Annotated in this window: 13 protein-coding genes; 8 read left to right on the forward strand and 5 right to left on the reverse strand. The window is 45.0% G+C overall.

Going from position 1 to position 13,400, the window contains the following annotated elements; translation table 11 throughout:
• Positions 1-222: 222 nt before the first annotated feature.
• The 3 genes from IQ217_RS17705 (at position 223) to IQ217_RS17715 (ending at position 2,118) form a co-directional block, all read left to right on the forward strand.
• On the forward strand, positions 223-1,203 hold the full coding sequence (locus tag IQ217_RS17705; protein ID WP_194021124.1) for an NAD(P)/FAD-dependent oxidoreductase: 981 nt from the start codon (positions 223-225) through the stop codon (positions 1,201-1,203).
• Positions 1,204-1,305: 102 nt separating this feature from the next.
• Positions 1,306-1,686 (forward strand): hypothetical protein, encoded by a 381-nt coding sequence (locus IQ217_RS17710; RefSeq protein WP_194021125.1) that lies wholly within the window; start codon positions 1,306-1,308, stop codon positions 1,684-1,686.
• 48 nt (positions 1,687-1,734) lie between these two features.
• Entirely contained in the window at positions 1,735-2,118 is a 384-nt protein-coding gene (locus tag IQ217_RS17715; protein WP_194021127.1) for a hypothetical protein, read from the forward strand.
• A 17-nt stretch (positions 2,119-2,135) separates the two neighbouring features.
• On the opposite strand, the gene IQ217_RS17720 is transcribed toward IQ217_RS17715, so the two are convergent.
• On the reverse strand, positions 2,136-2,768 hold the full coding sequence (locus tag IQ217_RS17720; RefSeq protein WP_194021129.1) for a hypothetical protein: 633 nt from the start codon (positions 2,766-2,768) through the stop codon (positions 2,136-2,138).
• Between the two features lie 151 nt (positions 2,769-2,919).
• Here IQ217_RS17720 and IQ217_RS17725 point away from each other — a divergent pair, with 151 nt between their 5' ends.
• From IQ217_RS17725 to lepA, 3 genes are all read left to right on the forward strand, one after another.
• Positions 2,920-5,613 carry a DNA polymerase III subunit alpha gene (locus tag IQ217_RS17725; protein ID WP_194021137.1) on the forward strand — a complete coding sequence of 898 codons (2,694 nt, stop codon included), beginning with the start codon at positions 2,920-2,922 and terminating at the stop codon, positions 5,611-5,613.
• A 5-nt stretch (positions 5,614-5,618) separates the two neighbouring features.
• Entirely contained in the window at positions 5,619-6,311 is a 693-nt protein-coding gene (locus IQ217_RS17730) for a Uma2 family endonuclease (protein ID WP_194021139.1), read from the forward strand.
• 83 nt (positions 6,312-6,394) lie between these two features.
• The gene (gene lepA, locus IQ217_RS17735; RefSeq protein WP_190599158.1) at positions 6,395-8,206 is read left to right on the forward strand and encodes a translation elongation factor 4; all 1,812 of its coding nucleotides are present in this window, start codon (positions 6,395-6,397) and stop codon (positions 8,204-8,206) included.
• A 77-nt stretch (positions 8,207-8,283) separates the two neighbouring features.
• Here the strand turns inward: lepA and IQ217_RS17740 are convergent, their stop codons facing one another.
• From IQ217_RS17740 to IQ217_RS19310, 4 genes are all read right to left on the reverse strand, one after another.
• On the reverse strand, positions 8,284-8,649 hold the full coding sequence (locus IQ217_RS17740) for a circadian clock KaiB family protein (protein WP_194021141.1): 366 nt from the start codon (positions 8,647-8,649) through the stop codon (positions 8,284-8,286).
• 26 nt (positions 8,650-8,675) lie between these two features.
• Entirely contained in the window at positions 8,676-8,993 is a 318-nt protein-coding gene (locus IQ217_RS17745) for a circadian clock KaiB family protein (RefSeq protein WP_194021143.1), read from the reverse strand.
• A 29-nt stretch (positions 8,994-9,022) separates the two neighbouring features.
• Positions 9,023-10,720, reverse strand: coding sequence for a circadian clock protein KaiC (gene kaiC, locus IQ217_RS17750; RefSeq protein ID WP_194021145.1), 1,698 nt, complete (start codon positions 10,718-10,720; stop codon positions 9,023-9,025).
• Between the two features lie 142 nt (positions 10,721-10,862).
• Positions 10,863-10,985: a hypothetical protein gene (locus IQ217_RS19310; protein WP_265583655.1), complete on the reverse strand. Its 123-nt coding sequence runs from the start codon at positions 10,983-10,985 to the stop codon at positions 10,863-10,865.
• Positions 10,986-11,139: 154 nt separating this feature from the next.
• On the opposite strand from IQ217_RS19310, the gene IQ217_RS17755 reads away from it, so the two are divergent.
• Positions 11,140-11,835: a DUF4230 domain-containing protein gene (locus IQ217_RS17755; RefSeq protein ID WP_194021146.1), complete on the forward strand. Its 696-nt coding sequence runs from the start codon at positions 11,140-11,142 to the stop codon at positions 11,833-11,835.
• 732 nt (positions 11,836-12,567) lie between these two features.
• Positions 12,568-13,290, forward strand: a complete 723-nt coding sequence (locus tag IQ217_RS17760; protein WP_228024270.1) for an NACHT domain-containing protein — start codon at positions 12,568-12,570, stop codon at positions 13,288-13,290.
• The last annotated feature ends 110 nt before the right edge of the window (positions 13,291-13,400 follow it).

The following is a 13,400-nucleotide window of genomic DNA, read 5'->3' on the forward strand; positions in this document are numbered from 1 at the left end:
CCGTTAACCAGGTACCGGTTATTCCCCCACCGGAAAACCCCAGCAATGGCAATAACACCGCTCTGCCGGCTCCCCCAGCGGCGGAAAAGCCCATCGACCCCGGACAAAATTAGAGATTTATACTGAAGATGGAAGCTTTGGGTGAGCTAAAACCTAGCTCCATATCCATTTGTCTATTTAGTCCGTCAGTAGTTAGCCAACATTAAGCCGAGGAGAGGCCCCATGAAATTATCCAGCAAAAATTTAGATGCCCGTCTCGACACGGTTTACGATGCCATCGTTTTAGGGGGAGGCATGGGGGGCTTGTCTGCGGCCATCTATCTAGCCCGCTATGGTCTGAAGTGTCTGGTGGTGGAAAAAGGGCGGGGCCGCTCCTTCTGGATGCAGGATTTACGCAACTATGTGGGGCTAGATCCTGATACACCGGGGCGGGACATTATCACCCACAGCACCCAACAGGCCCTCCACTGGGGCGCGGATTTGCTGCGGGGTTACGTGGAAGATGTGACCGATGAAGGAGATACCCTGGCAGTGAAGGTAAAGGTAGGCAAAAAAGATAGTCAATACCCAATTTTTCGGGCTAGATATGTGATCGCCGCCACGGGCATCATCGACAACCTGCCCCAGTTGGAGGATATGCAGAATGTCTATGACTATGCCGGCTATACCCTGCACGTTTGCATGATCTGTGACGGCTTTGATATGTGGGACCAAAAGGCTGTCCTGATTGCGGGCACCGAAGGGCAAATTAATGCCGCCTTTGTCTTGAATTGGTTTACGCCCTACATTACCGTGTTGACCCATGGGCTCTGCACTGTCGGCGATGAAATGAAAGCCAAGTTAGCAGACCACGGTTATCCCCTCCACGAAGCGGCGATCGCCAAATTTTTAGGGGAGGACCACAAAATGAGCGGAGTAGAACTGGTGGACGGCACGGTGATCGAAGCAACAACAGGTTTGATTAATATGGGGTCGGTGTACCATAACCATTACCTCAAGGGTATAGAGGGCCTGGAATGGGAAGGGGAAAACTTGGTCACCAATGACATGGCCCAAACTACCCATCCCCGCATTTTTGCCCTGGGAGATTTAAAAAAGGGCTTAAATCAAGTGTCCGTAGCAGTGGCCGATGGCACCTTGGCCGCCACCCAAATTTGGCGTAACATCCGTCGAGCCAGTGAACCCCGCAAATGGATTCATTAACCAAAAGTTAAGTTTGACAGGCTGTCTTTTGACCCTTGGCCAATATTTTGCCTAGGATGGGGGGCATTCTTTTAGCAGTAATTTACTAAGTTCCCCCTCCCTATGGAAAGTCCCCTTGAAACCAAGCCGCCAGAAGACAATCAGCCCATGGATTGCGGCAGTGTAGACCCTTCCCGTAAATGGTACCAAGCCCGCCTATTTTCCTTTGGTATCACCCCAACGGGTTATGTGGCAGTGGGGGTAGCTCCCATGGGGGTAGTGGCCATTGGCATTGTTCCGATGGGGGTAATTTCCGTTGGCATGGTGGGTATGGGGGCGATCGCCGCTGGATTTGTCACCATGGGAATGGTAGCCTTTGGCGACGTGAGTATGTCCTATTTTGGTGGCCACAAAGGTGGTAAGGGCCATGGAGCAGTGCCGGCCCAGGACATGCCCATGATGGAAAAGCCCATGGAGAAACCCATGGATCACAGCAATCACTAATTACTCAGGCTAGAATTGGGGAAACTTATTCACCGTTTCCCAAGTTCCATGTTCTCCTCCATTGTTTCCGGTGGTTTAACCCTTGCTCTGGCCGTTTTTCCCGTGGAAGCTGGAGGTTCGGGACAGATTATTCAAGCTAATGTCCCCGTCTTACAAGCCCAGGCGATCGACCTCAACGAAGTGCAACGACAACTGGAGCAAAATCCCCAATTGGTTCAACAAGCAGAGCAATTGTTACGGGAAAATCCAGACTTGGTGATTAAAACCATGGAGCAAATATTGAGGAATAATCCCACCCTCATTCAAGAAATCCAAGCCATGCCAGGGCTGATGAATGAGATGGCTCGCCAAGGGACCGGTATTATTGATTATTTACAAAAAAATCCCGAATTATTTCGCCAATTGGAACAAATGCTGGTGGTGCCCCGGTAGGAAGTTAGTCTTAATATTTAATCTGTCCGTTGTTCTAGTTTACCCAACATAATTAAACTTTCTAAATCTTCTGTTGCCGTTGGTAAGTATTTGGCGACCATTATTCTAACTTTTTCGAGTTGAGTATCCGTAGCGCATCCAACCATGCGACTGATGTCAGCTAAATCTTGGCTGCGGCTGGCATTTAACTTCATTAAAATCAAATAGGGCAAGTCAATAATTGGCAAACCATCAGGGGCATAATTGGGAGATTCAAGAGCCGTTTCTAACCAAGGTTCATTAATTTCGAGCACGTCCAATGAAGTCCCATTGGGCAGATTCCACTGACTACCGGGAATTGTTAAATCGTTCACTTTGGTTGCCCCGGCATCTCTTAAGTTTTGATAGGCTAGTTGCGCTTTATCAGCTGAAATTATAATGTTAAGGTCCAATGTCATCCGTTCCGGCATGTACAGCCTGGTTGCTACTCCCCCTACTACGGCAAAGGGAACATCTTTGATTAATTGACGAAGATCAATCACGGGTAAAGTCCAAGTTCGTTTATTTAAAAAAGTGAGGCTGCTACCAGTGCCAGGTTTGACCCTTTTTTTAATTAGGGAAAGGAAAATTTGTCTACGTTTTAAATGAGGATCGGTAAGTAGGGTTGACATAAAATAAGAGATTTTTTTTGTCTATTAATCAGAATATAATTGAGAAAATCTTAACAATGTTCTTGCCCCTGAATGAGCTTAATTAAGCATTCCGGCGATAGTCCCCATTGTAAAAGGTTTATCATAGGGGTCTGTTGTTACATTTCTAGCCATGTCCTTCGTCGGTCTCCATATCCACAGTGACTATAGCCTCCTGGATGGGGCTTCCCAATTACCCGCTTTGATTGACCGTGCCATTGAGTTGGGTATGCCGGCGATCGCCTTGACGGACCATGGGGTGATGTATGGGGCGGTGGAGTTGCTGAAGGTTTGCCGGGGTAAACCGATTAAACCTATCATCGGCAACGAGATGTATGTGATTAATGGTGATATTGAAATTAATAAGCGTCACCGTCGTTTCCACCAGGTAGTTTTAGCTAAAAATAATCAGGGCTACAGAAATTTAGTTAAACTCACCACCATTTCTAACCTGAAAGGCATCCAAGGTAGCGGTATTTTTGCCCGTCCCTGCATTAATAAAGAATTGCTAGAGCAATACAAAGAAGGGTTGATAGTCACCAGTGCCTGCCTAGGGGGGGAAGTGCCCCAAGCCATTTTAAAAGGGGATTTGGACCACGCTCGCGAAGTAGCCAAATGGTACAAAGATTTATTCGGAGATGATTATTACTTAGAAATCCAAGACCATGGTTCAGTGGAAGACCGTTTAGTTAACATTAACTTGGTTAAAATTGCCCAGGAATTAGACATTAAAATTGTTGCCACCAACGATTCCCATTTTATTTCCTGTAACGATGTGGAAGCCCATGATGCCCTGCTTTGCATCCAAACAGGTAAGTTAATTACCGAAGAAAAAAGATTACGCTACAGCGGCACTGAATACCTTAAATCTGCTGATGAAATGCGTTCGCTCTTTCGGGATCATTTACCGGACGACATTATCGAAACGGCGATCGCCAATACGGTGGAAGTGGCCGATAAAATTGAAGCCTACAGCATTTTAGGGGAACCCCGCATCCCCCATTATCCCATTCCCCCCAACCATACCCCCGAAACCTATGTGGAAGACATTGCCTGGGATGGTTTATTGGAGCGGTTGAAATGTCGGGAAAGGGCTGACATTCCTGCGGTATATAAAGAGCGCTTGGAATATGAGTTAAGAATGCTAGAAAAAATGGGTTTTTGTACCTATTTTCTGGTGGTCTGGGATTACATTAAATATGCCCGAGATCATGGTATCCCCGTGGGGCCTGGGCGGGGGTCAGCGGCGGGGTCTTTGGTGGCCTATTGCATGAAAATCACCAACATTGATCCAGTACATCATGGACTGATTTTTGAGCGTTTCCTAAACCCAGAACGAAAATCAATGCCCGATGTGGATACGGATTTTTGCATCGATCGCCGGGATGAAATGATTGAGTATGTAACCCAAAAGTATGGGGAAGATAAGGTTGCCCAAATTATTACTTTTAACCGCATGACTTCCAAAGCGGTACTCAAGGATGTGGCTAGGGTGCTGGATATTCCCTATGCAGAGTCGGACAAAATGGCCAAAATGATCCCTGTTTCCCGGGGTAAACCGGCCAAATTAAAGGTAATGATTTCCGACCAAACTCCAGAGCCCCAATTTAAAGCCCGCTATGATAACGAACCTTGGGTAAAAAAATGGATCGATATGGCCATTCGCATTGAAGGCACTAACAAAACCTTCGGTGTCCATGCCGCTGGGGTAGTAATTTCTTCCGAACCGTTGGATCAAATTGTACCGTTGCAAAAAAATAATGATGGGGCGGTAATTACCCAGTATTACATGGAAGATGTGGAAGCCATGGGTCTGTTGAAAATGGACTTTTTAGGCTTGAAAAATCTGACCACCCTACAGCGAGCAGTGGAGTTAATAGCAGAAACCAAGGGTGTTCAATTGGATTTAGATGATTTGCCTTTACAGGAACGAAAAGCTTTACAAATTCGCGCCCGCACCGGTTCAAAAAAGTTACCCGATGACGTTAAAAAGACCCATAAATTACTGGAAGCAGGGGATTTAGAAGGTATTTTCCAGTTGGAATCCCAGGGCATGAAACAGATTGTGCGGGATCTAAAACCTTCTGGCATTGAGGATATTTCATCCATTTTGGCTTTATATCGCCCTGGACCATTGGATGCAGGGTTAATTCCTATTTTTATTAACCGTAAACACGGCCGGGAAGAAATTTCCTATCAACATAAACTGTTGGAACCCATTCTCAACGAAACCTATGGAGTTCTCGTGTACCAAGAGCAAATCATGAAAATGGCTCAGGATTTAGCTGATTATTCCCTAGGAGAAGCGGATTTGTTGCGGCGGGCGATGGGCAAAAAGAAAGCTGAAGAAATGCAAAAACATCGGGCAAAATTTGTCGATGGTTCCACTAAACATGGAGTTCCTTCCCGCACGGCGGAAAATTTGTTTGATCAAATGGTTAAGTTTGCCGAATATTGCCTCAGTTTTGACAGCGAAATTTTAACCGTTGAGTACGGCCCATTGCCCATTGGTAAAATTGTGAGCGAAGAAATTAATTGTTCTGTGTATAGCGTTGATCCGGAAGGGAGAGTTTACACCCAGGCGATCGCCCAATGGCATGACCGGGGAGAGCAAGAAGTATTTGAATATGAATTGGAAGATGGTTCTGTGATCCGTGCTACCCCAGACCACCGCTTTTTAACCACCGATTATCAACTGTTGGCGATCGAAGAAATTTTTAACCAGCAACTGGACTTGCTAACTTTGGCAAATGTTGAGCAAACTGCAGAAGCCCTTGACAGCCATAGTCTGCTCTCTCCATTGCTTAATCCTGGGAGGATAAAATAAATATTATGTACCAAACTGCGTCCCAATTTGAAGCACAAATGCCCAATGCCAAATTACTGCTAAGCGATGAGCCGGAAATGGAAAGCTCCCTACATTCAGACCAATTAATGTTGTTGGTAGCTTGCTTAGATTGGCTGTGGCGCGATCGCCAAGATTACTTTATTGGGGCAAACTTAACCATTTATTTCAGCCGTCAACAGCTCAAAAATCGAGATTTTCGTGGTCCAGATTTCTTTTTAATTAAAGGGGTTGAAAAAACTCCCCGTCCTTCCTGGGTAGTGTGGGAGGAAGACGGTCAATACCCAAACCTAATCATTGAACTTTTGTCTAGCAGCACTGCCTCAACTGACCCTAGCCTAAAAAAGCAACTTTACCAAGACCATTTTCGCACTCCGGAATATTTCTGGTTTTCCCCTGATACCCTAGAATTTGAAGGCTTTCGCCTAGTCGGTCATCGCTACGAACCAATTCCCCTGACTGGGACAGGACAACGCTGGAGCGAGGAATTAGAACTTTTTATGGGCATAAAAAATGGACAATTAAGGTACTTTTTCCCTGACGGAGCCTTGGTGCCCACTCCCCAGGAAGCGGCGGAAACAGCCCAGCAACTACTTCAACAGGAAAAAAGCAGGGCCGATCGCCTAGCTAACTACCTCATATCCCAGGGGATTGACCCCGATCGCCTGGGGGACGACTGAGGGGGGAGTCCGCAATTCTAACCGAGGAAAGGATTACAATGTGGAGGCGATTTAATTGATCACACTCCCATTGCCCTGCCCCCATGACCGACGTCCCCGTTAGCCGCATTCGCAATTTTTCGATCATTGCCCACATTGACCACGGTAAATCCACCTTGGCCGATCGCCTGTTGCAGGTGACAGATACGGTGCAACAACGGGAAATGAAGGAGCAGTTCCTGGACAATATGGATTTAGAACGGGAGCGGGGCATTACCATCAAGCTCCAAGCCGCCCGCATGAATTACAAAGCCAAGGACGGCCAGGATTACGTGCTTAATCTGATCGACACCCCGGGCCATGTGGACTTTTCCTATGAAGTATCCCGGTCCCTGGCCGCCTGTGAAGGGGCGTTGCTGGTGGTGGATGCGTCCCAGGGGGTAGAAGCCCAGACCTTAGCCAACGTTTACCTGGCATTGGACAATAACCTGGAAATTATTCCCGTTCTCAACAAAATTGATTTGCCTAGTGCGGAGCCAGACCGGGTAGCGGCGGAAATTGAAGAGGTGGTGGGACTCGATTGCACTGACATCATCCAAGCTTCCGCCAAGGCCGGTATTGGGGTGAACGACATCCTCGAGGCGATCGTCCAACAGGTGCCTCCCCCGGCCGATACGGTAGACCAACCCCTGCGGGCCTTAATTTTTGACAGTTATTACGACGCTTACCGGGGGGTAGTGGTTTATTTCCGGGTGATGGACGGCCAGGTGAAGAAGGGCGACAAGGTGCGCCTGATGGCCTCCGGTAAGGAATACGTCATTGATGAGTTGGGGGTTTTGTCCCCCACCCAAGTGCAGGTGGAAGCATTACACGCTGGGGAAGTAGGCTATTTTGCGGCGGCCATTAAAGCGGTGGCCGATGCCAGGGTAGGGGATACCATTACCATGGCCAATGCTCCAGCAGCGGAGGCCTTACCAGGTTACACCGAAGCCAACCCCATGGTTTTTTGTGGGTTATTCCCCATCGATGCGGATCAATATCCCGATTTAAAAGATGCGTTGGAAAAGTTAAAACTCAACGATGCGGCCCTGTCCTACGAACCGGAAACTTCCAGCGCCATGGGTTTTGGTTTCCGCTGCGGCTTTTTGGGTTTACTGCATATGGAAATTGTCCAAGAGCGGTTGGAGCGGGAATATAACCTGGATTTGATCACCACTGCCCCGTCGGTAATTTACCGGGTCACCACCACCGAGGAAGAAGTGATTGAGGTGGATAATCCTAGTTTGTTGCCTCCCATTCAAAAGCGTTTGAAGGTGGAAGAACCGTTCATCAAGGTGGAAATGATTACCCCGGAAACCTATGTGGGGACGTTGATGGAACTGTGTCAAAGTCGGCGGGGGGTATTCAAGGATATGAAATTTTTCACCCAAACCCGCACTGCATTGATCTATGAATTGCCCTTAGCGGAGGTGGTGACGGACTTTTTTGATCAACTTAAATCCCGCACCAAGGGCTATGCCAGCATGGAGTATCAACTAATTGGCTACCGGGAAAATCCCCTAGTTAAATTGGATATTTTAGTCAACGGTGATGGGGTGGACGCCCTGGCCATGATTGTCCACCGGGATAAGGCCTATTACGTTGGCCGGGCCATGGTTAGTAAGCTGAAGGAGTTAATTCCCCGTCATCAATTCAAAGTACCCATCCAAGCGGCGATCGGGGCCAAGGTCATTGCCAGTGAGCATATTCCGGCTCTGCGTAAAGACGTATTAGCTAAGTGCTATGGTGGTGATATTTCCCGTAAGAAAAAGCTGTTGCAAAAACAAGCCAAGGGGAAAAAACGCATGAAGGCGATCGGGACGGTGGATGTACCCCAGGAAGCGTTTATGGCGGTGTTGAAGCTGGATGCCCAATAGTTTTAGATAACTAGCTGAATTCCTGAACAATTTATACTTAGTTATCGAAATATTTAAATGGTTTTCTGAGGGGACGCTCATCGCTTTTTTTCGGGAAGAGGCCTCGGTATGATATCCAAACCCATCAATACTTTTTGGGTATCTGATAAGTTACCAATTATCCTCCGTGTCGGTAAAGGTCTCTCCTTAACTAAAGTTGGGACGACGATAATATTGTGTTTGACAACCTCTTCTGTTTGTTGGTAAACATCAATCACTTCTATTTCATGGCGGCCGTGGAGATATTCTTCACAGATTTTCTCTATGTTTTGTAAAGCTTTCAAGGACTGGAACCTATTTCCTGCAATGTAAAGCCGCAGGACATAATACTGTTCTTCAGATTCAGCAACAAATTGCTCAAATACTTCTTTGATTGTGGGCTTTGAATCCTCTGGATCAGTCATTTTGATAACCTAAAATGCTAAATTTTCTAATCCATAGGGGATAAAATTTGCAAACCCACTAGTACTTTTTCTGTATTAGATAAATCACCAATAATTTTTTTGATTGGTTCGGGCAACTTTCTCACTAACGTAGGCAAGGCTAAAATACTATCTTCGATCGCCAACTCGGGGTGTTGGGTCAAATCGATAATTTCAATTTGGTATTGGCCGTTTAAATATTCCTCACAAATCTTTTTTAAATTCGCAAAAGCAGTGAGGGATTTGGAGGTTTGTCCCGCTACGTAAAGGCGCAGTTGCCAAATCTCTGGGTTTTGATTATCAAGTGAATCGCTTGAATTTTTCATAGTGGACGGCTCCTTAGTCCTCAGGGATTTTAGTGAATGTGACGAGATTTTTGGATCAGATTACGATTGGCTAACATCGTTTGTTTGAATTCCTCCTCTTCCAACATTAGTACTTCTAGTTCCTCATCTTGACTAGTTAATTTCATTTGCAGGGCATCAATTTCCGCCTGCAGTAAATATTTTTTTCGCTCAAAATTGCGTTTTTCCAGCTCCAGGACTTGTTGTCGTTTTTTGGCGATCGCCTCTTCTTGTAACATCTGATTAATTCTTTGGGTGCCGGTTAAAACTTGCCCATCTCCAATGTAAGCTTCAATTAAATCTACCCCATCACTGCTCAGAATGAATTCCCGCACTTGGTTAGAGTGCATCATGCCCCTGGATTTCAAAATATAGAGAATGCGATTTCGTTCTCCATTTACCTTCAGGGTCTGTAACTCCAGCCAGGTATCCATCAAAGAGGACACCCCAATCTCTGTTTGTTCATTATCATAGCCCACATTGCCCCCGGTCAAGTCCGTTAAAAAGACGGTAATTTGTTGGCTTTTTAAGTAATCAATTAAGCGCATAAAAAAGTTTTTCGTTTGATTTAAGCTTCCACTCATAATCAAATTACTCATGGGGTCCACAATTACCAAACTAGGTTTAAAATCCCTAACCCAACTATGGATCTTAAAGAGTCGCATTTCCAAATTGTAGTTAGTGGGGCGAATAGCATCAAATTGCAGTAATTCACTTTCTAAATAAGGAGATAAATCTAAACCGATAGATCTTAAATTACGGCAAATTTGTTGGGGGGATTCTTCCGTGGCGAGATATAAACACCGTTCCCCCCTCAGGCAAGTAGCTTGGGCAAAAAATGATGCTAGGGTGGTTTTGCCTGTGCCGGCTCTTCCCGTTGCTAAAATACTACTACCCCGGTAATAACCTTGCCCGCCGAACATTTCATCTAACTGGGGAATGCCAGTGGAAATTCGCTCTTGGGAAACACTGTGATTGAGCACCAGGGAGGTGATGGGCAACACTGAAATGCCATTTTCTTCAATTAAAAAAGGATACTCATTATTGCTATGGCGTGAGCCTCGATATTTAACAACTTGAATGGTTCTGGTGGCAATTTCTTCCACTGTTTTTTGGTCAAGTTTGATAACACAATCAGACACATACTCTTCCAAGCCCTGCCTGGTTAAATTCTTGTCGCCCCGTTCCCCGGTGATAATGGCAGTAACGCCTTTTTCCTTTAACCAATGGAATAAACGTCGTAATTCTGACCGGACAATATTGGCATTATCTAAACCAGAAAAAAGGACTTCAATTGTATCTAACAGGATCCGTTTTGCACCAATTTTGTTAATGGCATAACCTAACCGAATAAAGAGAGCTTCTAGGTCATATTCCCCCGTTTCTTCAATTTCGCTGGCTTCAACATAAATGTGATCGATAAAAATCTTTTCTTTGGCAATTAAATCCTGTAGATCCCAACCCAAAGAAGCCACGTTTTGAGTGATTTCTTTAGCACTTTCCTCAAAGGTGACTAAAACCCCTGGCTCTTCATATTCGATCGCCCCTCGCACCAAAAATTCCACTCCAAACAGGGTTTTACCACAGCCGGCGGAGCCACAAATGAGGGTTGGCCTTGCCTGGGGTAAGCCGCCGTTGGTAATTTCATCAAAACCTTGGATGCCAGTGGGACATTTAATTAGAGTGAGACTCTGGCTGCTATCTGTCATAATTTTTATGGAGCCAAGTAAAGTTAATTGATAAATTAATAGGAATAATTCTAACGAAAATTGATCCTTAAATTTTTAAAAATTATTAAATTTGCCCGTAAGCATTACCAATGGTATTTAAATCTATGTCGTAATTTTGTGCTCAGAGTATTGCCAAAATTAACCTGTCTAGGTTGAGCAGTGACTGCGCCGTGGCCATGGCTACTCCGATCGCCGTTAACTGCTCAACAAAGATTAACTCCCACACCAGTAAGACCCTAGCCAAGTATTGCGGAATTTAGCCCACTCCCTTGTTTGATTTATAGATGACGATGGAGGTGCTCCCATTGTCCCATACAGCCACGGCAATAGTATCCATTAAAATAGCGATCCCCAGCTACTACAATTAAGTTATTCCTCCCTCAAACATTTCTTGCACCATGGCTGAAAAACTATCTTCTTTGCAACCAGCCCCAAAAATTTCTCAGCGGCTTCCCCTTCTAGGGGCTGGGGGCATAGTTCTAACCATGGCGATCGCCGTTATCGGTATTGGCCAGGGATTGCGTACCATTAGCCCTTGGCTCCGCATCAGCAATGGTGAGGCCAAAGCGGAAATTTCTACCCTCGTGGTGCAACAAATCCGGGCAGTCAGTCAATTAACCACCACAATTTTTGCCATGGAAACCGTAGTCCCCACTAGCCAGGAACGGCAATGGGGCAATTTCACCTTGGGGCGCACCGATTTGCTCTATATCGGCTACGGAGAAGTACGGGCCGGCATCGATCTGGAACAGTTGAATGAACAAAACATTGAACAAAGGGGCGAAAAGCTGATTATTACCCTGCCACCGCCGCAGATTCTTGACCAAAAAATTGACGTGGAACGCTCCCGCATCTACCAATACGACCGGGGATTTTTGAACCTAGGCCCCGACACCGCCCCGGAGTTACAAAGTTTAGCCCAACGACAAACCCTAGCTAAAATCACCGCCGCCGCCTGTGACCAAGGCATTTTAGACCGGGCCAATGAACAGGCAGAAATTGCCGTGGGCAGTCTACTTAGGGGAACAGGCTACACAGAAGTGGAAATTAAAACTAGTATTCCCGGCATTTGTGCCCCATCCACTTCATCGTAAAATATCAAGTCCAAAGATTATCAAAACATGGCGCTGAAAAGCTACGTCAAAGAGGAGTCTATTTTTCGTTCCCGTGTTCGCTCTGCTCAAGTAAGTCAAGTTTACCAGTTTACCATTTAAAAGGCCAGAATAATTAATCCTGAGCAAGGACAAAAAGACGGTGAAATGGAAAGTAATCAAGATTATCGTAGAGAATGTCAGCAAACAAGAGTTTTTTCTAGATTATGTACGATTACGAACGGGCGATTCCGTGGTTAATTTGTAGAATGCGGGCATGTTAGAGTCCAAAATTCTTTTTAAAAAACGGCTTGTGGGTTAGACCAAATCCTTCTTTGGCAAGGGGTTACAAGTAATTAATTAAGTTTTTTAGGTTTACATAGCTGATTGAATCAAAAATAAGACATATCTGCGGGTGACAATGCTTGTTTCACGAACTTAATGGGAGTTTGTTTTATCTCAATCTTCTTTTGATCAACCGTGCTTGACTGTATTCAATTCAATATTTGCCAGGGTTCTATTTTAACTATATTTTTCTGACTTATGGTCAAACGATCACTCCAAGCTACCCCTGCCGGAATTCAACAGGCGAAAAGATCTTTCACGATCACGGGTTGGACCCAAGAGGATTTGGCCGCCGAAGTTAATCTTAAAACCCGTCAACCGATTTGGCGTTTTTTCACTGGACAACCAGTTGATCGCCATGTTTTTATGGACATCTGCTCAATTTTAAATTTGGAATGGCGAGAAATTGCTGATAATCCACCAGCGGAATTTCCAGGGCTGGGAGAAAAAAGTTTTCCCATAAATGTTGAGATCGAAATTTTAGCGGAACAAACCCGTTCTCAATTGCGGGAAATCATTGAAAATCAATGTGGTATTTTACAACTTTTGGATATTAGCCACCCGGTTAATATCAATGATATCTATATTGACGTTAATGTATTAAAAAAAATTACTAGTCAGCAGTATTTGGCGATCGCCGATCTGGAAAATCTTGATCCCAGAAACTTTAATCGGGTAGGATTGGGAGATGTGGAACAACAACAAATTGCTGGTATAGAAGCGGCTAAGGTCCATACTAAGCTCAGGGTATTGGGTCGTCCAGGAGTCGGAAAAACTACTTTTTTAAAACATTTGGCGATTCAATGCAATCAAGGGAAATTTGCCCCCCATCAAGTGCCTATTTTTATTTTTTTAAAAGAATTTGCTGAGGATTCTAGGCAACGAGACAAATTCAATTTAGATTATTATATTGGACATAAATTACATAAAGAAGGAATCAACAATAGTTCAGTCTTCAAAAAACTATTACAGGAAGGAAGAGTTTTGCTTTTGCTTGATGGTCTAGATGAAGTATTGGAAAATGATCTTGATGAAGTTTTAAAGGAAATTCGTAAATTTTGCGAACAATACTACAAAAATCGTTTCGTCGTCTCCTGGGCATTGTCTGCTTAGGGAGTGAGAGCTAGAATTGTTACGCAGTATAAGGTTGAAAAAAATGAACTGTATCTATTGTGAAAGTGAACGGGTAGTGAAAAATGGAAGAAAGAAGCTGAAGACGAGAC

Source organism: Synechocystis salina LEGE 00031, assembly GCF_015207985.1.
Classification (GTDB): domain Bacteria; phylum Cyanobacteriota; class Cyanobacteriia; order Cyanobacteriales; family Microcystaceae; genus Synechocystis; species Synechocystis salina.